Below are 24,771 nucleotides of genomic sequence, written 5' to 3'. Positions count from 1 at the left end.
GCCTTAATCCCGGTCCGGTGCGCCGAGCGGGAAGAGCGGCCGGTAGGGCCGGGCCTCGTCGACCGCCCGCGCAAACGAGGGGCGGGCGAGCAGCCGCTTGCGATAGGCCCGCACATTGGCGAACCTGCCGTCGATCTCATGCGTCCAATCGGCATAAAAGAGGAAGGGCGCGGCGGCGCAGTCGGCGAGGCTGAAGCCGTCGCCGGCCGCCCATTCCCGGGTTCCCATGCGCTCGTCCAGCCAGCCATAGGCGGCCTCCAGCATATCGCGTGCCTCCTGAACGCCGTAAGGATCCCGCTTGTCCTCGGGGCGGATCGCATTGAAGACGATCCTCTGCTGTGGGGTGGAGATGTAATTGTCGAAGAAGCGGTCGAGCATCCTCACCTCGAGCGCCAGATCGGGGTCGTCGGGGATCAGCCTCACCGGCCCCGGATAATGCTGCTGCAGATATTCGATGATGATGGAAGACTCGAAGATCTGCCTGCCGCGGTCCTTGAGGATCGGAAAGCGCTTGACCGGCCAGATCGCGCAAAGCTCCTCGTAGGCCGAAGGGTCGTCCGGGCTCAGCATGCGGTATTCGAAAGCGATATCGTTCTCGTAGAGGGCGGTGAGCGTCTTCTGGCAATAGGAAGAGAACGGGTGGGCGTAGAGCATCGGGCGCATGGGTAAACCTCCAAACCAGTTTCATTTTGAAATCAGTATTGATTAACTGATCCTGTTTTGCAATCGGTTTATTTCCCTCGGATCGATTCAGGCGCCTCCGCGGTTTTGAGGGCTTATTCTCAATGCCTACGGAGAACGCTCATGCAAGCGATGGCCACGCATCTCGACGAGAAACGGGTTCGCCATAAATGGCTCGATCTCGACGGCATGAATATATTCTACCGCGAAGCGGGTGCGGAGAATGCTCCCGTGCTGCTTCTGCCGCACGGCTATCCCTGCTCTTCCTATGAATTCAGGGAATTGATGCCGGCGCTTGCCGATCGCTGGCGGCTTCTTGCTCCGGATTTTCCGGGCTGCGGATATAGCGATGCGCCCGGCGGGTTCTCTTATGATTTCGATGGTTATGCCGAATTTCTCCATGCTTTCGCGCAAAAGCTCGGAGCGAGCCGTTTCGCCATCTACCTGCACGACTTCGGCTCGCAGATCGGCCTCAGACTGGCGATCCGGCATCCCGAATGTATCGAAGCCGTCATCATCCAGAACGGCGACATCTACGAGGATGCGCTGGGGCCGAAATATGAGGGCCTCAAGGAATATTGGCGTAATCCGACGCCGGAGGGGCGCGAGAAGATCGCTACGGCCGTGAGCGAGGAAGGCTTCAGGGAAGAGTTCCTGAACGAGGTGGATGCCGATGTCGCCGAGCGCATCTCGCCCGATCTATGGCAGCTCCACTGGTCGCTGATGGACGAGAAGCGCCGGCAGATCGCGATCGATGTCATAGCCGGCTTGCGGGAAAACGTCGCGTGGTTTCCGCGCTACCAGGCCTATCTGAGGGAACACCGGCCGCCGGCGCTCATCGTCTGGGGCCCGCGCGACGGCTACATGCCGGAGAAATCCGCGCGCGCTTATCTCCGCGACCTGCCGGATGCCGAGCTTCACCTCTTCGAGACCGGCGGCCATTGGCTGCTGGAAACCCATCTGGAAGAGGTCGTTCCGCTGCTGCGCGATTTCCTCGGCCGGGTTCTGCCGGCAGCTTCCATGCGCGGTTGAGGGGAAAGTGGTGTGGAACCTTTTCGTTGCAGACGGGTTGCTTCCCCCGCAATGGAGGAGCCATGATGCGATTTATCATGCCGGGGATTTTCGTGGTGCTGATCGCTCTCGTCCTCAGCATCCTCGTTCTGCGTTCGCCGAGGGACGAGCCGGCCAATGGCGAGCTTACCAGCAGCGCCGATGCCGATCCTGAGTCCCGTTAGCGACTACCCGTTACGCAATCCTTTGCTGGTTCAGGCTTTCACCGCGGTGATGAAGAGCCGGGGAAAGCGCAGCAACACCCGGCCGTCCGCCATCGGCGGATAGGCGCGCGCGATGCGGGCCGTGTAGTCCGCCGTGAAGGCCTCAGCGTGGTCCGGGCCGGCGGCATCGAGATAAGGCCTGAGGCCCGTTGCCTTGACCCATTCGACGATCGCCGCCGCATCGGCGAGCGGGTGATAATAGATGGTATGCCAGAGATCGACGCGGGCCGCCTTCGGCATCAGCCGGTCGTAATAGGCGGATGGCGGGGGCAGGGGCGCGCGCCTGATCCTGCCGCCCTCGAAAGCCGGCGCCCAGGGGCCGGCCGCTCCCGCTTCCTCCATCAGCGTGTGGCTGGGTTCGGAAAGATTGTCCGGCATCTGCACGGCCAGCACCCCGCCGGGCCGCAGGTGATCCATCAGCCGGGCGAGCACCGAAAGGTGATCCGGCACCCACTGGAACACCGCGTTCGCATAAAGCAGGTCCGCCGGTTCCTCCGGCACCCATGTGGCGAGATCGGCCTTGATGAAGCGGCTCTCGGGCAGCCGTTTTGCCGCCGCCGCCAGCATGTTGTCGTCGCTGTCGAGACCGATGACGTTGGCGGCGCCGAAGCGCTCCGCCAGAAGTTCGGTGGAATTGGCCGGCCCGCAGCCGAGATCATAGGCGCGGCTTGCCGAACCGAGTGACACCTGGGCAAGCAGATCGCGCGCCGGCCGCGTCCGCTCGTCCTCGAATTTCACGTATTGCTCCGCCGACCAGACCATTTTCGCGACTCCGTGACATTGCGACCGCGTGGAACATGCCACTCCTCGCATAAGCGCTCCATGGTCGAATTTATCAATTTTTGTGATGACTCATTTCCAATTATCGCTTGACCTGCGAACGAGGCCGGGCCTTCACTCGCGGCGAAATTTGGAAGAGCCAAGGAGACCCGTAATGCCCGTCGATACCACCCCCCGCAGCGCCACCTGGACTTTCGTGGATGGCGAGTGGCACTCGGGCAATCCTCCGCTGATCGGCCCCACCTCGCATGCCATGTGGCTTGGTTCGACGGTGTTCGATGGCGCGCGCTGGTTCGACGGCATTGCTCCGGATCTCGACCTGCATTGCCAGCGCATCAACCGTTCGGCGCTCAACATGGGCCTGAAGCCCGTCGTCCCGGCTGAGGATATCGAAGCGCTCGCCTGGGAAGGCGTGAAGAAGTTCGACGGCAAGACCGCGATCTACATCAAGCCCATGTACTGGGCCGAGCACGGCACGTCCTACAGCGTCGTGGCCGCCGATCCGGAATCCACCCGCTTCGCGCTTTGCCTGTTCGAGGCTCCGATGAATTCGGCCAAGGCAGGTTCGCTAACGGTTTCGCCCTTCCGCCGCCCCTCGCCGGAAGTCGCCATGACGGGCGCCAAGACCGGCAGCCTTTATCCGAACAGCGGCCGCATGATCATCGAGGCCCGCTCGCGCGGCTTCGACAACGCGCTCGCCCGCGACATGAACGGCAATGTGGCCGAAACCGCTTCCTCGAACGTCTTCATGGTCAAGGACGGCGTCGTCCTGACCCCGGTCGCCAACGGCACCTTCCTCGCCGGCATCACCCGCGCCCGTGTGATGGGCCTTCTGCGCCAGGCGGGCTTTGACGTGCGCGAGGCGACGCTCACCGTGCAGGATTTCCTGGAAGCCGACGAGGTCTTCACCTCCGGCAACTATTCCAAGATCGTGGCGATCAACCGCCTGGACGATCGCGAATTCCAGGAAGGCCCGGTCGCCCGCAAGGCGCTGGAACTCTACATGGACTGGGCCCGCTCGACCGCGCGCGGCTGAGATTTCAGAGGAGGGCGACGCTATGCGTCGTCCTCTTCACTGACTTCAACAGCTCCGCCTAAACTTCTTCCGGCGTGCAGAAAGCGGGCGATGGTGACCGTATCGCCGCTAACGCGGAAGGCGATCGTTCCTCGGCGCTTGTAATCTACGAGCCGAAGTCCGGGTTCGATGTCGTCCCGTGGTGTTCCTCTTTTGGGAAATCTATCGAACCTGCGGCAATGCTAGACAATCCTTTGAACATAGGCACGAGCGAAATCCTCGCCCTTACGTTCCGCCAGATAGTCGAACAGGTTAGCCAGATCGTGCCGTGCTTCAAGCGCGAAGATGACTGTGTAGATCATGCGCCGATTGATCGCCGATCGCGGGTGCGCATGTATTCGTCAAGCTCTTTGCGGGTTTCATCGATAGTACGGCCCCAGCTGGGGTCTGCGTCGTGCGCCTTGATCGTCGGCACGACTTCGTCCCGCAGCCATTGCTCGATTTCCGCATCGTGGTCGGCGAGATAGCACAGCCCTTCGGTCACGACCTCGCTCTCGTCGGCAAATTCGCCTGAGGCGATTTTCTTTTCCACGAGGTCAGCCATGTCTTCCGGCAGCGAGATGGTGATGGAACGGTTCGCGCGCATCGTGAAGCTCCTTGTCCGCCGACATTAGCACGGAGAGGCGGGGGCTCGATAGCCGCCTCCTCACTCCCTTCCCGTCGGTCCGGTGTACTTCATCTTCATGTAGGCATTGCCGGCCTTGAGTTCGTCCAGCATCTGGCGGATGCGCTTTTCGCGCGTGTCGGCCCGTTTCGCCTGGGCGATCCAGCCGAGATAGTCGTTGCGCTGGTAGGCGGGGCGGGCATCATAGGCTGCCTCGAGCCCCGCCGCCTTCAGCCGCTCGGCGATTTCCGGTGGCATGGGGTTCAGCGGGCGCTTCAGCTTGTCCGTATCCTTGCCGGATTTCATGACCGCCTCCTCAGACGAGCCTCACCGCCGCAGTGCCGATGATGATGACGGAAACGGCGATCATCAAGGGCTTCACCGGCACGCGCTTGAGTATGAGCGCGCCGAACGGAGCCGCCAGAATGCCGCCGAGGATGAGGCCAATGGCGGAGGAAAGTTCCGACCAGCCGAGAGCCAGGATGAAGGTCAGCGAGATCACCGAGGTCACGCCGAATTCGGTGAGGTTTGTGGAGCCGATCACCTTCTTGGCGTCGTGGCCGCGGCCGAGCAGCGTGCTCGTCACGATCGGTCCCCAGCCGCCGCCGCCCATCGCGTCGAGCAAGCCGCCGCCGGCGCCCACATAGGGCACGATCCAGTCGCGCACGTCGCGCGGCCATTGCGGCCGGAACGCCTTGTAGAGGATGAAGAGCCCAACGGCGATGAGATAGGCCGAAACGAAAGGTTCGATCGCCTCGCCGTCGATGTTGGAAAGCAGATAGGCGCCGATCGCGCCGCCGATCATGCCTGCAGGTGCCAGCCGTGCGACGAGCCGCCAGTCGACATTGCGGTGATAGGCATGCGAGACGCCCGATGCCGCGGTCGTGAAGCATTCCGTCACGTGGGTCATGGCGCTGGCCGCCGCCGGCGGCACCCCGATCGTCAGCAGGCTCGTCGTGGAAAGCACGCCGAAGGCGAGGCCGAGAGCGCCGTCGACCATCTGTGCCAAAAAGCCGATCAGCACGAAGATCAGGAAGTCCGTGGTCACGAAGTCGAGCATCGAGCCATTCTCCTGGCTGGCTATGGTCCTCACCTGGGTTCCAGCCGGAGGTAATTCGTGATCGGAATAAAAGGTTCCCGCGCCTGCGCGGAGTAAGGATCAGTCCGGCAGTTCCACCGTCACGCGATCTTCGCCGAGTTCGCTGCCGAGTTCGACGGCCTGGGTCTGCTTGTCCATCACGCAGATATGGCTGACGCGGGCATCGGCGCCCACCGCCTTGCCGGTGACGATCGCAAGCCCGAAGCGCTCGCTGCCGATAGGATCGACCGCCGCTTCCGGGTTCTCGATCATACCGCTTGCGGCGGCGACGCATTTCTCCTCCACCGTCTTTTCGAATGCGGCCCAGGCCTCGTCGGAGGATGCTTTCGCGGTCTGGACGGAAAGCAGGATGAGAAGGGAAAGCGGCAGAGCGGTCTTCATGGAGGCCTCGCGAATCATTTAAATCAGAGGTTCCAACAACACCGGAAATCCAGCAAGTCTTTGACGTCGGCAGGCGGATTTTTGGCAAGATTGCCGTTGCCTCCGGCCATGTCCGCACCTATGTTCCGCCACGAGCCCGTCCCCGCGCGAGCCGTTCCTAGGTGTTTGCCGAAAAGGAGTAAGACAATGGCCTTTGAACTTCCTGAACTTCCCTACGATTACGAAGCGCTTTCGCCCTATATGTCGAAGGAAACGCTGGAATTTCACCACGACAAGCATCACAAGGCCTATGTCGACAACGGCAACAAGCTCGCGGCCGAGGCCGGCATGGCCGATCTTTCTGTCGAGGAAGTCGTGAAGAAGTCCTTCGGCACCAATCAGGGCCTCTTCAACAACGCGGCCCAGCACTACAACCACATCCATTTCTGGAAGTGGATGAAGAAGGGCGGCGGCGGCAACAAGCTGCCGGGCAAGCTGGAAAGCGCGATCACGTCCGATCTCGGCGGCTACGACAAGTTCAAGGCCGATTTCCTCGCAGCCGGCGCCACGCAGTTCGGCTCCGGCTGGGCCTGGCTCTCGGTCAAGGACGGCAAGCTCGCCATCTCCAAGACCCCGAACGGCGAGAACCCGCTGGTGCATGGCGCGGAACCGATCCTCGGCGTCGACGTATGGGAACATTCCTATTACATCGACTACCGCAACGCCCGCCCGAAGTATCTCGAAGCCTTCGTGGATAACCTGATCAACTGGGATTACGTCCTGGAACGCTACGAAGCAGCCACGAAGTAAGGCTCCGATTTCGTCCGGAAAGGGCGAGCCGCGATCATTTGAAAAACATCCGGCGCCAGATCGGCGGCCGGGTGTTTTGTTTTGGGCCGCCGTCCTGCCCTTGAATATTACACGAATGGGCAGCATATTAGTCATTTGTGACTACTTTGCGAGGCGATATGCCAAGGGTAAGCCTTAAGGATGCGAAGGCGGGATTTTCCAGTCTGGTCGACCAGGCTGCCGCGGGAGAATTCGTCACGATCACGCGCCACGGAAGGCCGGCGGCCGTGATGGTCAGCGTCGAAGCCGCGGAGTTTGCGAGAAGCGCGCTTCGGAAGGATCGGCCGAGCCTTGCCCGATATCTCAGAAGCTTCCCGGCCGATTTCGATCTCGACGACGATGTTTTCGCGAGAAATCCGACGCCGGGCCGCGAGGTCGATCTGTGACCGGGTATCTCCTCGATACCAATGCCGTTTCCATGTTCGCGCCCTCCAAGGCGAACGTCAGTCCGAACTTCGCCAACTGGGTGGAGGAGCAGGAAAAACTGGACGCGATCTATCTCTCTGCTCTCACGGTGCATGAAATCGAACGGGGAATTCGCTTGCTGGAGGCGAAGGGTGCGACGTCGAAAGCGTCGATCATCGCGATGTTCCTGCAAGGGATGATTGCCGGCTATGGGGATAGGATTTTGCCGATTGATGCCGAAACGGCACGAGAATCCGGCAGGCTGGAGGCAAAGGCCGCGGCGGCCGGCCACAATCCCGGAACGGTGGATGCGCTCATCGCCGGAACCGCGAGCATTCGCGGGCTGATCGTCATCACGCATAACCTGAAACATTTTCGGCCGTTTGGCATTCCGGCAAGGTCACCCGATGAATTGGCCATTGGCCGATAGCTTGTCACACTAGCTTTATCCGTGAAGGCTGATCAGCCTCCCTCTCTAACCCGCAGCCGCAGGCCCCGTCTGCCAGCCTTCCACCCAGAGCTGCCTCAGCCTCACGCCTTCGCCGCGGAAGAACTCCTCCACCGCTTCGCAATGTTCCACGCGGTCGGCGCGGAAGTTGCGGATCGCCCGCCTGAGTTCGCACCAGGCGACGATATTGGCGGTCTGCGAGTAGTAGACGAGAGCGATGGGCCGGATCGTCCTTTCGGTGGCGCGGCCGAATTCATCGCGGTAGTCGAGCGCAAGTTTCCGCTCGTCGCGGATCGCGCGGCGCACCAGCGCAAGGTCGATGGCTTCCGGTGCCGGCGCGGTTATGCCCCAGGCATGCAGGGCATTGTCGGAAAAGATGCGCGCCAGCGGCGGCGGCACGGCCGCGGCGATCTTGCGGTTCACCTGTTTTGCCGCCTGCTTGAGCCCGGTATCGCCGGTGCGCTCCAGCAGCGCCAGCGAAAGCACGATCGCCTCCGTCTCCTCGATCGACAGCATCAGCGGCGGCAGCGTGAAACCCGGCCGCATGATATAGCCGATGCCGCGCTCGCCCTCGATCGGCACGCGCATGGCCTGAAGTGCTGCGATGTCGCGATAGATGGAGCGCACCGTCACCTCGAGCTGGTCGGCGATTTCGGCGCCCGTCACCGGTTTGCGGGCAAGCCGGAGGATCTGGATAATCTCGAACAGCCGGGAAGCCTTGCGCATGTCGTTTTCCTCTTTGCCGGCCCAGACAACTGACAGAACGTTGTCAGTTGGTTTCGTCTATATCTCTGCATATCCGATTGAAAAACAAGGCGCCTGTTTCTGGAAGGCGCTCGCGGCACCCAAGGCTAACTGACATGACCTATACGGAAAACCTCTGGCTCTTCTTCACCCTGTTGTTCGGTATCATCGTCGTGCCGGGCATGGATATGATCTTCGTGCTGGCGAATTCGCTCACGCGTGGCCGTGCCGCCGGCCTTGCGGCCACCGGCGGCATCATGGCGGGCGGGCTCGTCCATTCGCTTTACGGCGCGCTCGGCGTCGGCCTGCTGGCGAGCCTCATGCCGAAGCTCTTCACGCCGCTGCTCATCGTCGGCGCGGCCTATATGGCCTGGATCGGCGTGAGCCTGATGAAGAGCTCCATCGTCGTGGAAGGGGTTGGCCCGGCCGATGCCCGCTCCAACTGGGAGGCGTTCCGGCGCGGCGCCGTCACCTGCCTCATGAACCCCAAGGCTTATCTCTTCATGCTGGCGGTCTATCCGCAGTTCCTGCGGCCCGATTTCGGCCCGCTGGCGCCGCAGGCGGCGGTCATGGCGGCGATGACGGCGGCAACGCAGCTCGCCGTCTATGGCGGGCTCGCCGCGGCCGCCGGCAAGGCACGGGAGTTCCTGGTCGGCAACGGCGGCATCACCGTCTGGCTCGGTCGTGTGGCCGGGCTGTTGCTGGTGGTGGTCTCGCTGATCACGCTATGGGAAGGGCTTGACGCTTCCGGTGCGTTCTGACGAAGTCTTACTTTACAACCTTGTTTTACAACGCTTATCACCGGTTTGTTACTTCTATCTCCGGTCCGGAACCGGCATCTTGCCCGCGTCGAACAATCGCTCGCCGGCTCGTGCCGGTAACCAACCATGGAGAGTCCCGCATGAGGTTCAAAGCTGCCGCAATCACGGCGACCGCACTCTGTCTTGGCTTCGCCGCCGTCTCCGTTGCGCAGGAAACCCCGCAGGCAAAGCGCGAACAGCTGATGAAACAGGTCGGCGGGGCCATGGCCGCCCTCGGCGGCATCGCCAAGGGCGAGAAGCCCTATGACGAGGCCACGGTGCGCACGGCGCTCACCGCCGTCAGCACCAATCTCAAGGCATTTCCGGATCAGTTTCCCGCGGGCTCCGAGGTCGATTCGGCCGCGGCTCCTGCCATCTGGCAGAACACGGAGGATTTCCGTTCCAAGGCGCTCGCGCTCGCGGAAAAGGCGGATACGGCGCTTGCATCCTTCCCCGCCGACCAGGCAGGCGTCGGCGCCGCCATGCAGAGCCTCGGCTCGAGCTGCGGCGATTGCCATCAGACCTATCGCCTGAAGCGTTGATCCACCGGTTTTAGGAATGCGGCCGCGACCTGTTTGCGGCCGCTGTTATGCATGTGAAGCGGGAGAGGGATGATGGCCGCAAGATGGACCAAGCTCTTCGTTGCCGGTGCGGCGATCGTCGTCGCGGGCGCGGTCACGGCCTGGGCGCTCACCAGGCCGGACCCCCATCCCGATAGCTATTGGGCGAACCTCGGCGAGCCCGATCTCGCCCGCGGGGAAAACCTCTTCTGGGCGGGCGGCTGCGCGAGCTGTCACGCGGCGCCGGATGCGACGGGCGATGCGTTGAAGGTGATGTCGGGCGGCAGGGCGCTGCCCACCGGCTTCGGCACCTTCCACGTTCCCAACATATCGCCCGATCCGACTGCCGGCATCGGCGGCTGGACGCTCGCCGAATTCGGCAATGCCATGACCCGCGGCGTCGGCAGGAACGGCGAGCATCTCTATCCGTCCTTTCCCTACGGCTCCTATGCCCGCATGAGCCCGCAGGACATCAACGATCTCTTCGGATATCTGGGCACGCTGCCCGAAAGCAGCTATGTCGCGCTGCCGCACGAACTGCGCTTTCCTTATAATATCCGGCTTGCGCTCGGCGCCTGGAAGTACCGCTATTTCAACGATGAGCCGCGCGTCGAGCTTGCCTCCGCCGATGAGAAGCTGAAACGCGGTCAGTTCCTGGTCGAAGGGCCGGGCCATTGCGGCGAATGCCATACCCCGCGCGACGCGCTCGGCGGTTTCCTCGATGGCCAATGGCTGGCCGGCGGACCGAACCCGGAAGGCGAGGGGCGCATTCCCAATATCACTCCGGGCGGCCAGGATCTCGGCTCCTGGAGCGAGAGCGACCTGGTGAACTATTTCCAGACGGGCTTCACGCCTGAGTATGATTCCGTCGGCGGCTCGATGGCCGACGTGCAGCGCAACCTCGCGCATTTGCCGCAACAGGATCTCGAAGCCATCGCCGCCTATCTGAAAGCCGTACCGTCACGCTGACCGATAGCCGCCGCCGGGTGGAACGAAGCCCGCAACCTTACGTTTTCGCTCCCATGTGGGCGGAGAGGCGTCACCATGAGCCATAGCCACGAGCATCACCATCACGCCGCGGCCGAAGGCGGCGACAAGCGGATGATCGGCGCGATCGCGGTCAACATGCTCCTGACGGTTGCCCAGATCGTCGGCGGCGTCGTCTCGGGAAGCCTTTCGCTGATTGCCGATGCGCTTCACAATTTCAGCGATGCGGCCTCGCTGGTCATTGCGTTTGCCGCCCGCAAGATCGCGCGCCGCCCGTCCGACGAGGTCATGACCTTCGGTTACGTGCGGGCGGAAATCGTCGCAGCCCTCATCAACTACACGACGCTGATCGTGATCGGCCTCTATCTCGTCTACGAAGCGGTGATGCGCTTCATCACGCCCGAGCCGATCGAGGGCTGGATCGTGGTCGTCATCGCCGCCGTCGCGCTCGTCATCGATCTCGTGACCGCGCTGCTGACCTATGCGCTGTCGAAGGAAAGCATGAACATCCGTGCCGCCTTCCTGCACAATGTCGCGGACGCATTGGGTTCGGTGGGCGTCATCATCGCCGGAACGCTGATCATTTTCTATGGCTGGCGGATCGTCGATCCGATCGTCACGCTGCTGATCGCCGCCTATATCCTCTGGCAGGCCTTTGCGGAGATCGGCGGCTCGATCCGCATGCTGATGCTCGGCACGCCTTCCGGCGTCGATATCCAGGCGCTGGTCCAGGCGCTCGGCACGGAACCGGGCGTCTCGAGCATTCATCACGTCCATGTCTTCGCGATCGACGAGCGGTACACGGCCATGGAGGCGCATGTCGTGCTGGCCGATGGCTTCGAGGCGAGCGCCGACGACGTCAAGGCGCGGCTGAAGATGCTGGCGCATGAAAAATTCGGTATCGGCCATTCGACCCTGGAGATGGAGCGGCCGGATACCTGCTGCCGGGGCGAGGACGCCCGCACCATAGGCCATGCTGTCGGCGCTGCGCATGATGCCGAGAATGCCGGACGGCACCACGCGCACGGCCATTAGAGGAAGGCGGCGGTGCCGTTCGATCAGGTTCCATGCTTGCAAATTATGCTAGCATCAAGTAGGTTGCCTGCATGAACAGCAAGCAGCGCAAGACGCTCGTCGCCATTTTTCGCGACCCCGCTTCTCCGTCGATCGAATGGAGCGATATCGAAAGCCTTTTGCTTGCTGTCGGCTGCAATATCCTTGAAGGCAGCGGTTCGCGTGTCCGTTTCGAGAAGGACGGGTTGATCGCGTCGTTTCATCGCCCTCATCCGGAAAAGGAGGCGAAACGCTATCAAGTCAAGGATGCGCGGCTTTTCCTGAAGCAATTGGGAATAGAACCATGAATGTGTTGCACTACAAGGGCTATTCGGCACGTGTGGAATTCGATGCGGAGGACGAAATCTTCGCTGGGCGCATTGCCGGCATACCCGATGTCATCGGTTTCCATGCGGACAATGTTGCGGACCTCAAGATGGCGTTCCATGAAGCGGTCGATGATTATCTTGCAACCTGTGAACGCCTTGGCCGGCCTCCGCACAAGCCATATTCGGGGCGGGTGATGTTCCGCATCGATCCGGACGTCCATGCCCGTGCGGCGAAGGCTGCGGAACTCGAGGGAAAGAGCCTCAACGAATGGGCTGGAGAGGTTCTGGCAAAGGCGACGGGATGAATGATCCCGCGCCTCATGCCAGTGCCTGCATATAGCGCATGCCGGTTACCGGCCGCGGCACGAAATCCATGAATTCGTAGAAGCGGTGGGCGGCGAGATTGCCGGTCGCGGCGCTGACCGAGAGATAGTCGCAGCCGGCGTTCCTGGCGATTTCGCGGGCGCGGGAGACGAGGTGCTGGCCGGTGCCGTGGCCGCGATGTCCGTCGCGCACGAAGAGATGGTGCAGGTCCATGCCACGCTTGCCTTCCTGCGCTCTGTAGAGCGGCACGAGAATGGCGTAGCCGATGAGCTGCGAACCCGTATCGGCGACAAGCGCGGTGATCCACGGCATTTCACCGAACAGATCGCGTTCCAGCGTTTCGGGTGTCGTGGCTACCACATCGTTGTGATGAGCCGCCAAAAGCCCGATCATCTCGTTGAGTTCGGGCAGGTCGCGCGGCTTTGCGGCGCGGATGGTCACCACCGGCGGGCGGGGAAGTGTGATTTCGGTGTCTTCGGTCATTTTCGGCATCCTTTTCCGGTTTGTCGCCGTCAGGTGCCGTTTCATACAACAAAGCCGCCTGACGGCGGCCTGTTGACAATGATGATCTGTCGGCCGCCCTTTAGAGGAAGGCCCAAAAATACGAGCAGGAGATGATGTTGCGCGTCTTGATCATGCCGGTGTGATGCTCCCATTCACGGGGCTTGTCAAGCGGCTTTGGTGACGGCGCCTCTACGCCGCCTTCAGCGTAAAATCGACCCTGATGCCGCCATAGGGAAAAACCACTTTCCCGTCGGAGGTCTTGTCGATGATGCCTGCCGCGATCAGCGCGGTGATATCGCCGTGGACGGCCTTTACGTCACGCTCCACCCGCCGCGCCACTTCGCGGATGGCCATGTCGCCCTGACCTGCCATCGCTTGCAGGATTTCCCAGCGTTTGACAGTCAGCACCTTCCAGAGAAGATCGATGGAAGCAAAGTCGATATGGGTGCCCTGAGCCTCCCCGCGAAAGGCGGCCGCCATCTGCCGTTTGGTTTCCTCGATGGAGGAAAGGCCAAGTGTTACGATGGGATGTTGTCTTTCATCCATAGCTCGACATCCTTCCAGAAATCGTCCTGCAATCTTTCCAGATTCACAAACGCATAGGCGACCTCGTCGCGGCCCAGATGTTTGTGATCTCTCTTGCCGGCTTCGTTGTCATAGCGCAGCACGCAGGTTTCGCCCGATACCGGTGCCAGGCTGTATTTGATATCGTGCAAGCTGCCGCGAACCGGTTTCGGCACCTGCCATATCTTGATGTCCGCGAAGCAGGTTTCCGTGAGCGCCAGGCGTTTCTGCAGCAGAAGCTTCGCTTTCATTGTTGGAGTTTGCTACAACGCGGACCCCCCGTCAATGTTCCCCGTCGCATAAGCCATGGTCCGAAAGCGCCCGGATCACGTAGCAATCCTCGATCGAATGGCCGTCGCAATGGGAGATGATGCGCTCCAGCTCGTGTTCCAGCCTCTGGAGCTTGGCGATCTTTTCGCGCACGGCGGAAAGGTGATCGGCGGCGATCCGGTCGGCGTCGACGCAGGGCATCTCGGGATGCCGGCTGAGCGCGATCAGATCGCGGATTGCCGGAATGTCGAGGCCTAGATCGCGGGCATGTCGGATGAAGGCCAGCCGTTCGAGGTCTGTCCTCTCGTAGCGCCGCTGGTTGCCCTCAGAGCGCTCGGCCGCGCCCATCAGTCCCATCTGCTCGTAATAGCGGATGGTCGGCACCTTCACGCCGGTGCGCTTCGAAAGATCGCCGATCGACAACATTTTCGATTTTTCCTCTTGAACCTCTAGTCACTAGAGGAATTATGTAGGGCGTCACCGGAAACCAGACAAGGAAAAGGTGACACTATGAGCGCATCCTGCGGCCATCATCACGGCACGTTCGAGGGATTGTCGGACGATTACAAGCGGCGGCTATGGGCGGTCATCGCCATCAACGCTGCGGGCTTTCTGGTCGAGATGATCGCCGGCCGGCTTGCCGGCTCCCAGGCGCTGCAGGCCGATGCGCTGGATTTCTTCGCAGACGCGGTCACCTACGGCATTTCGCTCGCCGTCATCGGCGCTTCGATAAGGGTCCGCACCACCGCTGCCGCCGCCAAGGGCATCAGCCTCTTTCTGATGGGCCTCTGGGTCTTCGGCTCCACGGTCTACCGCGTCTTCTATGTGGGCGTGCCGGAAGCCCCGATCATGGGCGTCATCGGCTTCCTGGCGCTTCTTGCCAACGTGGCGAGCGTGCTGATCCTGATGAACTACAAGGATGGCGACGCCAACGTGCGTTCCGTCTGGCTCTGCTCGCGCAATGACGCGATCGGCAACGTCATCGTCATGATCGCTGCGCTCGGCGTCTGGGGTACTGCGACCGCCTGGCCGGATCTCATCGTCGCGGGCGTCATGGCTGGGCTCTTCCTCACCTCTTCGGTGCAGATCCTCCGCCAGTCCTGGGCAGAATGGAAAAACGGCGGCACGATCAGCCTGGATGCGCATGCGGGACATAGCCATGGGCCGGTGGGCGAGGCGCATTCCGCCTGCTGCTCGGGCCACGATCACGCCGCCCATCACGATCACAAGGAACATGAGCACGCGCACTGAGCCGCGGCATTGAGCCTATGGCGGGCTGTGGTACAAGGGCAGGCATCATAGGTTGAGGACCCAGCCAGCCCGAAAGGAAGACCATGGCCCGCCTTCCGTCCCGCGCCGCGTCGCTCTTCGCGCTTGCGGCGTTTCTTCTGAGTGCCGCAAGTGCCGCCGCCGGCAATGCCCATATCCTGATCGATGCGAAGACCGCCAAGGTCATCAGCGCGGAAAATGCCGGAGCGCCGAACGGGCCTGCCTCTCTCACCAAGATGATGACGCTTTATCTCACCTTCGAGGCGCTTCGTTCGGGGCGGATCGGTTGGAATGATCCCGTGCCGGTCTCGCGGCGCGCGACCCGCGCCGTGCCCTACAAGCTGAACGTCCGCGAGGGCGATGCGGTGACGGTGCGGGAGGCCGTGCTCGGCATGATCGTGCTTTCCGCCAATGACGCGGCCATTGCGATCGGCGAGAAGCTCGGCGGCTCGGAAGAGCGTTTCGCGGAGCTGATGACGGCGAAGGCAAGGCGCCTCGGCATGCGTAACACCACGTTTCGCAATGCAAGCGGGCTGACGGCGCCCGGCCAAGTGACCACCGCCCGCGACATGGCCGTGCTGGGCCTGGCGCTGATGAAGAACTTTCCCCGCGAATTCCGCCTGTTCTCCACCCGCAGCTTCCAGTTTCGCGGCAAGACGCTCGAGGGCCATAATTACCTGATGGACGAGTATCCCGGCGTGGACGGCATCAAGACCGGCTATACCAGCGCCTCCGGCTATAATGTCGTCACCTCTGTCAGCAAGGGCGGCCGCCGCATAGTCGGCGTGGTGATGGGCGGCTCCACGGCCAAGAGCCGCGACCGCACCATGGCCGCCTTGCTGGACGGTGTCCTGCTCGGCGCCGCCGCCGGCCGGAGAACAGTGCCGGCCGTGCCGGTGACGCCCGGCCTCTATTGATCCCGCCGCGCAATCTTGCCCGCAACGCCTCCACAGCCTAAAGGAGGTCGGCACAACATGCTTCGCCCAAAAGGAGCGGTCGACGCGTATCCGGATACACTCAAGTCGAAAGAAGGGGCAACGAGATGACGGCGATCATAGGATTTCTCAATACGGTCTTCTGGGGCTATGTCCTCATCTACGGATTGATTGCCGTTGGATTGTTCTTCACGGTCCGCCTGGGTTTTCTCCAGTTCCGCCATTTTCCCGAGTTTTTCCGCGTCGTCCTGCGTGCGCCCGAGGCGGATGCGGCCGGCATCACGCCGTTTCAGGCGCTTTGCACCAGTCTCGCCTCGCGGGTCGGCACCGGTAATCTGGCTGGTGTCGCCGTTGCGATGACGCTCGGCGGGCCGGGCGCGCTCTTCTGGATGTGGGTGGTTGCCGCTCTCGGCATGGCGACGGCTTATGCCGAAAGCGCGCTGGCCCAGTTGTTCAAGGTCCGCGGTCAAAGTGGGGAATATCGCGGAGGCCCGGCCTTCTACATCTCCCGAGGCTTGAACGCGCCCTGGGCGGCGGTGATCTTTGCCGTGTGCCTGATCCTGGTCTTCGGCCTTGCCTTCAATGCCGTCCAGGCAAATTCGATCGCAGAGGCGATGCACGGCGCCTTCGGCGTGCCCAAGCTCGGGGTCGGGGTTGTCGTTGCCGGCATCTCCGGCGTCGTCATTTTCGGCGGCATCAAGTCGATCGCACGCATTGCGGAATATATCGTGCCGTTCATGGCGGTCGCCTATCTCGGCGTCGCTCTCTACGTGCTGATCGTCAACATTGCCGATGTGCCGGCAGCACTCTCACTGATCGTCCGGAGCGCCTTCGGCTTCGAGCAGGCAGTCGGCGGCATGGCCGGAGCCATGTTGAACGGTGTCAAGCGAGGCCTGTTCTCCAACGAAGCCGGCATGGGATCGGCGCCGAATATTGCCGCGGTAGCCACGCCCAGCCCCCATCACCCGTCCTCGCAGGGCATGGTTCAGGCGCTCGGCGTGTTCATCGATACGCTGCTGATCTGCACGGCCACCGGCCTCATCATCCTGCTGTCCGGCGCGCTCGTGCCCGGAGGGGAGCTTACGGGAACACCGTTGACCCAGGCTGCGATGGCCGTCCATATCGGCGGCGCGGGGCACGCCTTCATCGCCATCGCGATCTTCTTCTTCGCGTGGACATCGGTCATCGGCAACTATTCCTATGCCGAAAACGCTCTCGTCTATCTCGGTCTGGACAACAAGGTCGGGCTTTTATGCGCACGCGTCGGCCTGATCCTGATGGTTCTCTGGGGTTCCTATGAGAGTGCGACGACGGTATTCGATGCTGCCGATGCGTCCATGGGCCTGATGGCCTCGATCAATCTCGTGGCGATCGTCCTGCTGTCGCCGCTGGTCGTAAAGCTGACCCGCGATTACTTCGAGCAGAGGCGATCCGGAGCCCCGGTGTTCGATCCGGGAATGTATCCGGAACTCGCCGGGAAAATCGATGCGGATATCTGGCACGACATATCCGTCTCCCCAACCTCCAAGGACGCCTTGCATCCGGCAAAGGCTTGACGCCCGGCTTTCACTGATCCCGTCGAGCCTATGATTTCCCTATGAGGCTCGCCCTTGCCCCGCATCGATTTCCTATGCGGGGCCGGGCTAAGCCCTCGCGGTCAATCACGCGAGGGCTTTGCGATGACGGTCGGAATTGCTGAACTCAGGACGGTGACGGCGCTCGTCACGCCTTTCCGCGACGGCACCATGGAACGTTCCTGGCTGAACAAGGCGCTCGACCGGCAGGTGAGGGCGGGCGTCGATGGCGTCGTGGTCTGCGATGTCTTCGGCGAGGGCTATGCGCTGAGCCATGACGAACGCGACCGGGTTCTCGCCATCTGCCTCGAACGGGCGGCGGGTAGACTTGCCGTATTCGCCGCCACCGGCACCAACGATACGGCCGAAACCGTGGCCATGACCCGCCGCGCGGCGGAAATCGGCGCCGACGGCGTGCTGGTCACCGTGCCCTATTATTCCAAGCCGGTGCCGAAGGGCGTGATCGGCCATTTCCGCGAAGTGGCCGGGGCGACTCGTCTGCCGGTCGTCCTGGACGACGATCCGTACCGCACCGCGCTCGATTGCGGTCATGCGCTCCTTTCCTCGCTGGCGGATGTCGAAAATATCGTCGGCATCCGCCACGGCATCGGGCGGCTGGAAGCCTTTCACCGACTTCCAGCCGATCTCAGGCGTCGCTACCGGCACTATTCGAGCGACGATTCCACGCTGCCGATGTTTCTGGCCTGCGGCGGCCATGGCTGCATATCGGCACTCGGCAACGTGCTTCCCTATCGGCTGGCGGCCATGAAAGTGCCGGCAGCCGCATCCGCCGGCGATCTCTCCTTCCGCCAGGCGCAGTCGCTTCTGGTCGCCGCCGAGGGCCGGTGGGATGCGGCGGTCGTCAAGGCGGCCTTAGCGATCCTCTACGGCACGCCGCCGGAGGTCCGCCTTCCTCTCGTGGAGGTCGAGCCGGAAATGCGCGAAGCGATCGCCCATGCGCTTGCCGCGCTGGAGGGGCAGCCCGTTTTCTCGCAGGCGCTCGCCTGAGCCGGCTGATCGGGGCAGCGGCACTTATCCTTATGAAATTCCTATTTCTTCGGTTTCCGGCCCCAATCGATAACCTATGCCACCCAGCTTACCTTGATCCTGCACATCACGAGCATGTGCGCGGATGGAAAACCATCCGCAACGCTGGAGTACGAGACATGTACGGCAGATTGGGGCTCTATCATTTGGCCCGCTACCATCAGGAGCAGGCGCAAGCCGCAAAGCACGGCGAACGGCGCCTGCCACAAGACGATTACGGCCGCCTGGACGTCTTCCTGCGCCTCGCCGCGGTCGTCCTGATCGCGGCGAGCGTCGGCGGCGCTTTCTACTGCGCACTCTCCTGATCTTTCCCGACCTCACGAAAGGAACATATCGATGGGCAAAGCAATGTTGCGTGGAGAACCTTCCTTAAGGAACGGCACCCGTTTCACGGTGGGCCGTGACGAGAACGGCTGCTGGGTCGTATGCGACCGCGAAGGCCTGGTCGGCGGCTTCTTCAGGGACAGGGCATCCGCCGTCCATTTCGCCATGTTCGAAAGTGATCACCAGCCGGGCGCCGTCTGCTGCGTTCCCGATGGCGTGATCCTTTCCTCCTCCTCGCTTCACCCCGCCAAGGCGGTCTCGCGGCGCAGGCCGCGCGAAAGCCGCCTCAGGCTCGTCTCCTGAAAGGCATCCCGATGTCCAACCTCGAACTGACTTCCCCACTGACTTCCCTGGGCGCCGCGAAGCGCCACGCTTCCGAAAGGCCGGGACTTCGCCAAGGCCTCATGGCGGCGGGCGTCTGTGTGCTGATGCTGGTCGCGGCCGCCGGTATCCGGCTCCTCGCCGCCGCATCCGCGCTCTCCCTCTGGTGATCTCAGCCGTTTCCCGAACCCCGGATATCTTCGATGCCGAACATTCTCAGGCAGTGCCGCCGAATGATCCTTCCCCGCTTCGAGGCGGAGAAGGATTTCCGCGGCTCGACCATCATTCTGCACATGTGCATCGCCTTGGGGCTCATATTGCTCCTCGCATTCCTTCTGACGCGGCTGGCGACCGCCATCTGATCCGCCCGTTCAAGTCATTTTTCCGTGGAATAGCGAACCCGGACCTGCCGGCAAGAGCGGGACCGGGTTGCTTTCGTTGGTCGGATGGATAATATACCCCCCTATACTATTGAGGAACGACGATCATGTCGCACACCATCCGCGAAAAAGCGAAGCTTCTGGCGCGCGTGCGCCGGCTGAAGGGACAGATGGAAGCTGTCGAGCGCGCGCTGGAGGCGGAAAGCCCCTGTGGCGAGGTGCTGCAGCTTCTCGCCTCCATCCGCGGTGCGCTCTCCGGTCTCACGGGCGAGGTGATCGAGGATCACCTGCATGAGCATGTGCTCCACGCCGAAGACGAGAAGGCGAGAGCCAAGGCCACCGACGAGCTGGCCGAAGTGCTGCGCACCTATATCCGCTGATATTCACCGTAAGGAGTAAGGCCATGTCCACCGTCGATCAGATGAGGCACGAGCATGTGTTTCTAGGCGATAACCACGAGCGCAACGAGCGGCGCGTCTGGCTGGTGATCGCGCTGACCGCCACGATGATGGTGGCCGAGATCGTCGCCGGAACGCTCTTCGGCTCCATGGCGCTGCTGGCCGATGGCTGGCACATGTCCACCCATGCGGGCGCCATGCTGATCGCCGCGCTCGCCTATCTCTATGCCCGCCGGCAGGCGCGCAATCCGCGCTACACGTTCGGCACCGGCAAGCTCGGCGATCTCGCGGGCTTCGCAAGCGCCGTCGTGCTGGCGCTGATCGCGCTCCTGATCGCCTGGGAAAGCGTGGTCAGGCTCGCCAATCCGGTGGCGATCGATTTCGATCAGGCGATCCTGGTCGCGGTTGCCGGGCTCGGTGTCAACCTGCTCAGCGCCTGGCTGCTTCGGGACGACCATTCGCATCACGGCCACTCCCATCATGGCCATCACCATGACCACGATGACGATGACCACCATCACGCCCATGATGCGCATGGCCAGCACGGCCATCGTGCCGGCGGAACCGATCACAATCTGCGCGCCGCCTATCTACATGTGCTGGCGGACGCGCTGACCTCGCTGCTGGCGATCTTCGCGCTGATCCTCGGCCGCACGAACGGCTGGGTCTGGCTCGATCCGGTCATGGGCATCGTCGGCGGCCTGGTGATCGCCCGCTGGTCCTGGGGCCTGATCCGCGCCACCGCGAACGTGCTTCTCGATGCCCTGCCGGCGGATGAGGATCTGCCGCAGGAAATCCGCGAGATCGTCGAGAATGGAGAAGACAGGATCGCGGACCTGCATGTCTGGCAGGTGGGGCCGGGCCATCACGCGGCGATCGTTTCGGTGGTTACGCCGACGCCGCGCGCGCCGGCCTTCTACAAGGAGAAGCTTGCGGCAATCCCCGAGCTTTCGCATGTCACGGTGGAGGTCACGCCGGCCGTCGCGGCGTGACTGGAGCAACGGTCGCGCTCAGGCTTCAGGCGAATTCCTGGTAAAGTTCCTCGACCCAGTCCTGGGTCACAGTGGGTGCGGCCGCTTCGTCGGCGCGGGAGGTCGTGCCGCTCAATTCCATCGACCACAGCGCATTGGCAAGCGAGGGGGAAAGCAGCGTACTGCTGCCGGTGAGCGCGTCCGGAGCGCGCTGGAAGGTCGCGGTTTCGCGATGCGGAGCTTCCTCCGCCTTCCGCTCCGTCTCGGGCGTCCGGTTGGGATAATGATAGCCGTTGAGGCCGCTATCGATCTTCATGGCGCGCAGACCCACATTTGTAATGGTTAACCAGTGGTTAACGCCTGAAGCTTGCGCGAGGCTTGCGTCTCGCCGTTTCTGAGGCGAGGCGACTCTTGACAAATCAATGGCGGCGGGGAGGGCGCGCTGGTTGGTTGTTAACTGCAGTGGTTCGGCGGGCTCCCGTCATTCCTGTGACGAGCACAGGAATGGCGGAAGTGGAAGATACTCCGGTCAGCCGTAGCCTCTAAAGCCGCCGCCGCTTAAACTGCAGCCGCCATCTTCCCGGCCACCTTGATCGCAAACGAATATTCGAAGGCGATTTCTTCGAGGCGTTGGAAGCGTCCGGATTTGCCGCCATGGCCCGCCGCCATATTGGTCTTCAGGAAATAGGGTCCTGCCTCGGGCGCCACTTCCCGAAGCTTCGCGATCCACTTGGTCGGCTCCCAATAGGTGACGCGCGGATCGATGAGGCCGGAGATCGCCAGGATCGGCGGATAGGGTTTTGCGCCGATATTGTCGTAAGGCGAGTAAGAGGCAATCCAGTGGTACTCCTCCTCGGACTCGATCGGATTGCCCCATTCGGGCCATTCCGGAGGGGTGAGCGGCAGCGTGTCGTCCAGCATCGTGTTGAGCACGTCGACGAAGGGCACGGCCGCGATGATTCCGGCGAATTTCTCCGGGGCGATGTTGGCAATGGCGCCCATCAGCATGCCGCCCGCCGATCCGCCCTCGGCGATAATGTTCACGTAAGACGTGAACTTCTGTTGATTCAGATAGTCAGCCGCGGCGATGAAGTCTTTGAACGTGTTCTGTTTATGCTCCATCTTGCCGTTCTCGTACCAGGCAAAGCCCTTCTCCTTGCCGCCGCGTATATGGGCGATGGCATAGACGAAGCCGCGATCGGCAAGCGACAGATTGTTGGTGTTGAACGAGGCGGGGATGGTGATGCCGTAGGCACCGTAACCATAGAGCAGGCAGGGCGCCGAACCGTCGAGCGGCGTGTCCTTGCGATAGAGCAGCGAGACCGGCACCAGTTCGCCGTCGGGGGCGGGAGCCATCACCCGGCGCGTCACATAGTCTTCCGGGTTATGGCCGGAGGGCACTTCCTGCGTCTTCAGAAGCACCCGCTCGCGGGTTACCATGTCGTAGTCGAAGAGCTGGCTTGGCGTCGTCATCGAGGAATAGGAGAAGCGGATGACGTTCGTGTCGTATTCAGCAGCTCCCGAGAGCCCGAGCGAATAGGCTTCCTCGGCAAAGGCGATGGCGTGCTCATCTCCGGTCGCCCGGTCGCGCACGACGATCCGCGGCAGGCCCTCGCGCCGCTCCAGCCAGACGAGATGGCGCGCAAACGCCATGTGGCTGATGATGAGCCGGCCGGGCTCGTGCGGTACGATCTCTTTCCAATTCTCCTTGCCCGGCGCCTCAACCGGCGCTTCCATGATCTTGAAATCCTTGGCGTCGCCGTCATTGGTGAGAATGTAGAAGACGTCGCCGCCTTCCGTCATTGAATATTCGACGCCTTCCTCGCGAACCGCGACCAGCTTGGGCTCGGCCGTCAGGTCCTTGGTGGAGATGAGCCGGTATTCCGACGTCTCGTGGTCGTGGATGTCGATATAGATGAAGTCGTCCAGCAGCGAGCCGCCGACACCCATGAAGAAGCCGGGGTCCTTCTCCTCGTAGACCAGCCGGTCGCCGGTCTGCGAGGTGCCGAGGATATGATGGAAGACCTTGGACGGCCGGTGATTTTCGTCCTGCAGCGTATAGAAGAAGCTCTTGCCGTCCGGCGCCCACACGCCGCCGCCGCCGGTATTCTCGATCACGTCGGAGAGATCCTCGCCGGTCGCAAGATCGCGGATGCGCAGCGTGAAATATTCGGAGCCCTTGTCGTCATAGCCCCAGATGCCGAAGCCGTGATCGGTGGAATTGTCGATGCCGGAAAGCCGGAAATAATCCTTGCCCTCTGCTTCCTTGTCGCCGTTAAGCAGCACATGCTTCTCGCCGCCGTCGCGTGGGGTTCGGAAGAAGTGCGGCTGCTCTCCGCCCGTCACGTAAAGCGTACCATAGGCGTAGGGTCCGTCCTTCATCGGCACGGAGCTGTCGTCTTCCTTGATGCGGCCTCGCATTTCGGCAAACAGCACCTTTTGCAGTTCGGCCGTATCGCCCATGCCGGCTTCCATATAGGCGTTCTCGGTTTCCAGATGGGTCCGGATTGCCGGATCGAGAAGCGAGGGGTCCTTGAACATCGCCTGCCAGTTCTCGGCCCGCATCCAGGCATAATCGTCCGTGCGGGTAATGCCGTGGCGGGTATCGGTGACCGGCTTCTTCTCGGCTACGGGCGGGCTCGGCAGGTTTTGGAAAGGCGTTTTCGGGGAGAGGGACAAGGCGGGTCTCCGGCAGGAATGAAGGTGTGCCAGAGATAGGGGCAGGCGAGGGTGAGGGCAAGCCGTGAGCTGGGGCCTCTCATACGAAGATATCTCCTTCCTCCCGCACGAGTTCACCCAGAAACTCGATGACGGCCTTGAGCCGCATCAGGTTGCGGCCGCTTTCGTGATAGGTCGTCCAGTAGGCGCGCCTTATCGTCACCTCCGGCAGCACCCGCACGAGTTCGGTATATTGCCGGGCGATGTAGTCGTGCAGGATGCCGATGCCGGCGCCGGAGCGCACCGCTTCCGTCTGGCCGATGGCGCTGGAAATCTCGAAGCTCGCATCCCAGTTGCGCATGATCTCCCCGGTGAAATTGAGGGAAGGGGAGAAGATCAGGTCTTCCACGTAGCCGACGCGCGCATGGTCCTTCAGCGCTTCCACGCTCTCCGGAATGACGGCCTCCGCAAGATAGGCTTTCGAGGCGTAGAGCCCAAGCGTGTAGTCGGTGAGCTTGGAGGATACGAGCCGGCCCTGTTCCGGCTGCTCGATGGTGATTGCGATATCCGCCTCGCGCTGCGACAGCGAAAAGGAGCGGGGCACCGGTACCAGTTGCAGCTTGAGTTCGGGATGGCGGCGTGTGAGGCGGCCAAGCCGCGAGGCGAGGAAGGATACGCCGAAGCCGTCCGGCGCGCCGATCCTGACCGTGCCGGCTATCGCCGTATCGATCCGGCCGGTGCTTGCCTGTGCGGCCAGCATCTCCGTCTCCATCCGCTCGGCGGCCCGGAAGAAAACCTCGCCTTCCGCCGTCAGTTCGCAGCCATTGGTGCGGCGAATGAGAAGCCGCGTGCGCAAATCTTCTTCCAGTGCAGTGACGCGCCGCCCGAGCGTGGCATGGTTGATGCCGAGCCGTCGTGAGGCCGCGAGGATCTGTCCTGAACGAGCCACCGCCAGGAACATTCGTACGTCATCCCAGTTCATTCCCGCTCACCTCGTCCCGGTTAATTCCCCTCCCCAACCCCTCCCCAAAAGGGGAGGGGCTTAACCTGCCGCCCCCTTCGGTTCGCCCTGCGAAATGGTCGAGAGGGTTCCGCGAGTTCTCTCCCCCCTTGTGGGGGAGATGGCCGGCAGGCCAGAGGGGGATTTACCTCCACCGCATTCCCTCTGCGGGAAGAGGTTTTTA

36 protein-coding genes are annotated in these 24,771 nt (G+C 62.4%); 22 read left to right on the top strand and 14 right to left on the bottom strand.

Translation table 11 applies throughout. The features are described 5' to 3' along the window. Positions 1–3: 3 nt before the first annotated feature. A complete protein-coding gene (locus YH62_RS18780) occupies positions 4–663 on the bottom strand; it encodes a glutathione S-transferase family protein (RefSeq protein WP_046795788.1) in 660 nt (219 codons plus the stop codon). A 141-nt stretch (positions 664–804) separates the two neighbouring features. On the opposite strand from YH62_RS18780, the gene YH62_RS18775 reads away from it, so the two are divergent. Together YH62_RS18775 and YH62_RS30225 are read left to right on the top strand one after the other, a co-directional pair. Next, positions 805–1,713, top strand: coding sequence for an alpha/beta hydrolase (locus tag YH62_RS18775; RefSeq protein WP_245282130.1), 909 nt, complete (start codon positions 805–807; stop codon positions 1,711–1,713). Positions 1,714–1,775: 62 nt separating this feature from the next. Continuing rightward, positions 1,776–1,916 (top strand): hypothetical protein, encoded by a 141-nt coding sequence (locus YH62_RS30225; protein WP_156176977.1) that lies wholly within the window; start codon positions 1,776–1,778, stop codon positions 1,914–1,916. A gap of 30 nt (positions 1,917–1,946) precedes the next feature. Here the strand turns inward: YH62_RS30225 and tam are convergent, their stop codons facing one another. Further along, positions 1,947–2,717, bottom strand: a complete 771-nt coding sequence (tam, locus tag YH62_RS18770) for a trans-aconitate 2-methyltransferase (RefSeq protein WP_046795787.1) — start codon at positions 2,715–2,717, stop codon at positions 1,947–1,949. Between the two features lie 172 nt (positions 2,718–2,889). Here tam and YH62_RS18765 point away from each other — a divergent pair, with 172 nt between their 5' ends. Beyond that, positions 2,890–3,771: a branched-chain amino acid aminotransferase gene (locus tag YH62_RS18765; protein ID WP_046795786.1), complete on the top strand. Its 882-nt coding sequence runs from the start codon at positions 2,890–2,892 to the stop codon at positions 3,769–3,771. A 337-nt stretch (positions 3,772–4,108) separates the two neighbouring features. On the opposite strand, the gene YH62_RS18760 is transcribed toward YH62_RS18765, so the two are convergent. The 4 genes from YH62_RS18760 to YH62_RS18745 all read right to left on the bottom strand — a co-directional run bounded on the left by YH62_RS18760 (position 4,109) and on the right by YH62_RS18745 (position 5,894). Beyond that, complete coding sequence (locus YH62_RS18760; protein WP_046795785.1) at positions 4,109–4,396, bottom strand: hypothetical protein; 288 nt, start codon at positions 4,394–4,396, stop codon at positions 4,109–4,111. Positions 4,397–4,456: 60 nt separating this feature from the next. After that, positions 4,457–4,720: a YdeI/OmpD-associated family protein gene (locus tag YH62_RS18755; protein ID WP_046795784.1), complete on the bottom strand. Its 264-nt coding sequence runs from the start codon at positions 4,718–4,720 to the stop codon at positions 4,457–4,459. Positions 4,721–4,730: 10 nt separating this feature from the next. After that, positions 4,731–5,462, bottom strand: a complete 732-nt coding sequence (locus YH62_RS18750) for a sulfite exporter TauE/SafE family protein (protein ID WP_046796053.1) — start codon at positions 5,460–5,462, stop codon at positions 4,731–4,733. A gap of 111 nt (positions 5,463–5,573) precedes the next feature. Continuing rightward, the gene (locus YH62_RS18745) at positions 5,574–5,894 is read right to left on the bottom strand and encodes a hypothetical protein (protein ID WP_046796052.1); all 321 of its coding nucleotides are present in this window, start codon (positions 5,892–5,894) and stop codon (positions 5,574–5,576) included. Positions 5,895–6,080: 186 nt separating this feature from the next. Here YH62_RS18745 and YH62_RS18740 point away from each other — a divergent pair, with 186 nt between their 5' ends. The 3 genes from YH62_RS18740 to YH62_RS18730 all read left to right on the top strand — a co-directional run bounded on the left by YH62_RS18740 (position 6,081) and on the right by YH62_RS18730 (position 7,557). Continuing rightward, positions 6,081–6,683, top strand: coding sequence for a superoxide dismutase (locus YH62_RS18740; protein WP_046795783.1), 603 nt, complete (start codon positions 6,081–6,083; stop codon positions 6,681–6,683). A 158-nt stretch (positions 6,684–6,841) separates the two neighbouring features. Further along, positions 6,842–7,108, top strand: coding sequence for a type II toxin-antitoxin system Phd/YefM family antitoxin (locus YH62_RS18735; RefSeq protein ID WP_046795782.1), 267 nt, complete (start codon positions 6,842–6,844; stop codon positions 7,106–7,108). Further along, positions 7,105–7,557 (top strand): type II toxin-antitoxin system VapC family toxin, encoded by a 453-nt coding sequence (locus YH62_RS18730; RefSeq protein ID WP_046795781.1) that lies wholly within the window; start codon positions 7,105–7,107, stop codon positions 7,555–7,557. The genes YH62_RS18735 and YH62_RS18730 overlap by 4 nt, the downstream gene beginning before the upstream one ends. Before the next feature lie 45 nt (positions 7,558–7,602). Here YH62_RS18730 and YH62_RS18725 read toward each other — a convergent pair whose 3' ends face one another. Continuing rightward, complete coding sequence (locus YH62_RS18725; RefSeq protein WP_046795780.1) at positions 7,603–8,301, bottom strand: YafY family protein; 699 nt, start codon at positions 8,299–8,301, stop codon at positions 7,603–7,605. A 134-nt stretch (positions 8,302–8,435) separates the two neighbouring features. Between YH62_RS18725 and YH62_RS18720 the strand changes: the two genes are divergently transcribed. The 6 genes from YH62_RS18720 to YH62_RS18695 all read left to right on the top strand — a co-directional run bounded on the left by YH62_RS18720 (position 8,436) and on the right by YH62_RS18695 (position 12,353). Beyond that, positions 8,436–9,080 carry a LysE family translocator gene (locus tag YH62_RS18720; RefSeq protein WP_046795779.1) on the top strand — a complete coding sequence of 215 codons (645 nt, stop codon included), beginning with the start codon at positions 8,436–8,438 and terminating at the stop codon, positions 9,078–9,080. Between the two features lie 140 nt (positions 9,081–9,220). Further along, positions 9,221–9,661 carry a cytochrome c gene (locus YH62_RS18715; RefSeq protein WP_046795778.1) on the top strand — a complete coding sequence of 147 codons (441 nt, stop codon included), beginning with the start codon at positions 9,221–9,223 and terminating at the stop codon, positions 9,659–9,661. Positions 9,662–9,733: 72 nt separating this feature from the next. Further along, positions 9,734–10,648: a cytochrome c gene (locus YH62_RS18710; RefSeq protein ID WP_046795777.1), complete on the top strand. Its 915-nt coding sequence runs from the start codon at positions 9,734–9,736 to the stop codon at positions 10,646–10,648. Positions 10,649–10,723: 75 nt separating this feature from the next. Continuing rightward, complete coding sequence (locus YH62_RS18705; protein ID WP_046795776.1) at positions 10,724–11,701, top strand: cation diffusion facilitator family transporter; 978 nt, start codon at positions 10,724–10,726, stop codon at positions 11,699–11,701. Between the two features lie 71 nt (positions 11,702–11,772). Then, complete coding sequence (locus YH62_RS18700) at positions 11,773–12,027, top strand: type II toxin-antitoxin system HicA family toxin (RefSeq protein WP_046795775.1); 255 nt, start codon at positions 11,773–11,775, stop codon at positions 12,025–12,027. Further along, positions 12,024–12,353, top strand: coding sequence for a type II toxin-antitoxin system HicB family antitoxin (locus YH62_RS18695; RefSeq protein ID WP_046795774.1), 330 nt, complete (start codon positions 12,024–12,026; stop codon positions 12,351–12,353). The genes YH62_RS18700 and YH62_RS18695 overlap by 4 nt, the downstream gene beginning before the upstream one ends. A gap of 13 nt (positions 12,354–12,366) precedes the next feature. Here YH62_RS18695 and YH62_RS18690 read toward each other — a convergent pair whose 3' ends face one another. The 4 genes from YH62_RS18690 to YH62_RS18675 all read right to left on the bottom strand — a co-directional run bounded on the left by YH62_RS18690 (position 12,367) and on the right by YH62_RS18675 (position 14,136). After that, complete coding sequence (locus YH62_RS18690; protein ID WP_046796051.1) at positions 12,367–12,855, bottom strand: GNAT family N-acetyltransferase; 489 nt, start codon at positions 12,853–12,855, stop codon at positions 12,367–12,369. A 210-nt stretch (positions 12,856–13,065) separates the two neighbouring features. Continuing rightward, positions 13,066–13,422 carry a transcriptional regulator gene (locus YH62_RS18685; protein WP_046795773.1) on the bottom strand — a complete coding sequence of 119 codons (357 nt, stop codon included), beginning with the start codon at positions 13,420–13,422 and terminating at the stop codon, positions 13,066–13,068. Continuing rightward, positions 13,395–13,691 (bottom strand): DUF6516 family protein, encoded by a 297-nt coding sequence (locus tag YH62_RS18680; protein WP_046795772.1) that lies wholly within the window; start codon positions 13,689–13,691, stop codon positions 13,395–13,397. Before YH62_RS18680 ends, YH62_RS18685 begins: the two co-directional genes overlap by 28 nt. 31 nt (positions 13,692–13,722) lie before the next feature. After that, positions 13,723–14,136 carry a helix-turn-helix domain-containing protein gene (locus YH62_RS18675; RefSeq protein ID WP_046795771.1) on the bottom strand — a complete coding sequence of 138 codons (414 nt, stop codon included), beginning with the start codon at positions 14,134–14,136 and terminating at the stop codon, positions 13,723–13,725. Between the two features lie 84 nt (positions 14,137–14,220). On the opposite strand from YH62_RS18675, the gene YH62_RS18670 reads away from it, so the two are divergent. From YH62_RS18670 to dmeF, 10 genes are all read left to right on the top strand, one after another. Continuing rightward, on the top strand, positions 14,221–14,961 hold the full coding sequence (locus YH62_RS18670) for a cation transporter (RefSeq protein ID WP_046795770.1): 741 nt from the start codon (positions 14,221–14,223) through the stop codon (positions 14,959–14,961). Positions 14,962–15,044: 83 nt separating this feature from the next. Then, complete coding sequence (locus tag YH62_RS18665) at positions 15,045–15,896, top strand: D-alanyl-D-alanine carboxypeptidase family protein (protein WP_052760458.1); 852 nt, start codon at positions 15,045–15,047, stop codon at positions 15,894–15,896. Positions 15,897–16,021: 125 nt separating this feature from the next. Continuing rightward, positions 16,022–17,470 carry a sodium:alanine symporter family protein gene (locus tag YH62_RS18660; RefSeq protein ID WP_046795769.1) on the top strand — a complete coding sequence of 483 codons (1,449 nt, stop codon included), beginning with the start codon at positions 16,022–16,024 and terminating at the stop codon, positions 17,468–17,470. 123 nt (positions 17,471–17,593) lie between these two features. Further along, positions 17,594–18,496 (top strand): dihydrodipicolinate synthase family protein, encoded by a 903-nt coding sequence (locus YH62_RS18655; RefSeq protein ID WP_046795768.1) that lies wholly within the window; start codon positions 17,594–17,596, stop codon positions 18,494–18,496. Between the two features lie 158 nt (positions 18,497–18,654). Continuing rightward, positions 18,655–18,840: a hypothetical protein gene (locus YH62_RS18650; protein WP_046795767.1), complete on the top strand. Its 186-nt coding sequence runs from the start codon at positions 18,655–18,657 to the stop codon at positions 18,838–18,840. Positions 18,841–18,871: 31 nt separating this feature from the next. Next, positions 18,872–19,162 carry a hypothetical protein gene (locus YH62_RS18645; RefSeq protein ID WP_046795766.1) on the top strand — a complete coding sequence of 97 codons (291 nt, stop codon included), beginning with the start codon at positions 18,872–18,874 and terminating at the stop codon, positions 19,160–19,162. An 11-nt stretch (positions 19,163–19,173) separates the two neighbouring features. Next, positions 19,174–19,350 carry a hypothetical protein gene (locus tag YH62_RS30220; RefSeq protein ID WP_156176975.1) on the top strand — a complete coding sequence of 59 codons (177 nt, stop codon included), beginning with the start codon at positions 19,174–19,176 and terminating at the stop codon, positions 19,348–19,350. Positions 19,351–19,383: 33 nt separating this feature from the next. Next, entirely contained in the window at positions 19,384–19,542 is a 159-nt protein-coding gene (locus YH62_RS30215) for a hypothetical protein (RefSeq protein ID WP_156176973.1), read from the top strand. A gap of 125 nt (positions 19,543–19,667) precedes the next feature. Beyond that, complete coding sequence (dmeR, locus tag YH62_RS18640) at positions 19,668–19,940, top strand: Ni(II)/Co(II)-sensing transcriptional repressor DmeR (RefSeq protein WP_046795765.1); 273 nt, start codon at positions 19,668–19,670, stop codon at positions 19,938–19,940. 23 nt (positions 19,941–19,963) lie between these two features. Next, complete coding sequence (dmeF, locus tag YH62_RS18635) at positions 19,964–20,950, top strand: CDF family Co(II)/Ni(II) efflux transporter DmeF (protein WP_046795764.1); 987 nt, start codon at positions 19,964–19,966, stop codon at positions 20,948–20,950. 25 nt (positions 20,951–20,975) lie between these two features. Here the strand turns inward: dmeF and YH62_RS18630 are convergent, their stop codons facing one another. The 3 genes from YH62_RS18630 to YH62_RS18620 all read right to left on the bottom strand — a co-directional run bounded on the left by YH62_RS18630 (position 20,976) and on the right by YH62_RS18620 (position 24,569). Then, the gene (locus YH62_RS18630; RefSeq protein WP_046795763.1) at positions 20,976–21,245 is read right to left on the bottom strand and encodes a hypothetical protein; all 270 of its coding nucleotides are present in this window, start codon (positions 21,243–21,245) and stop codon (positions 20,976–20,978) included. Positions 21,246–21,487: 242 nt separating this feature from the next. Next, positions 21,488–23,608: a S9 family peptidase gene (locus YH62_RS18625; protein WP_046795762.1), complete on the bottom strand. Its 2,121-nt coding sequence runs from the start codon at positions 23,606–23,608 to the stop codon at positions 21,488–21,490. Between the two features lie 79 nt (positions 23,609–23,687). Continuing rightward, positions 23,688–24,569 (bottom strand): LysR family transcriptional regulator, encoded by an 882-nt coding sequence (locus YH62_RS18620; protein ID WP_046795761.1) that lies wholly within the window; start codon positions 24,567–24,569, stop codon positions 23,688–23,690. Between the last annotated feature and the right edge of the window lie 202 nt (positions 24,570–24,771).

The sequence above is a fragment of the Rhizobium sp. LC145 genome (assembly GCF_001005825.1).
Lineage (GTDB): Bacteria > Pseudomonadota > Alphaproteobacteria > Rhizobiales > Rhizobiaceae > Neorhizobium.
Note: the sequence above shows the minus strand (reverse complement) of the source record. Positions and strands in the feature narration are given on the sequence as shown.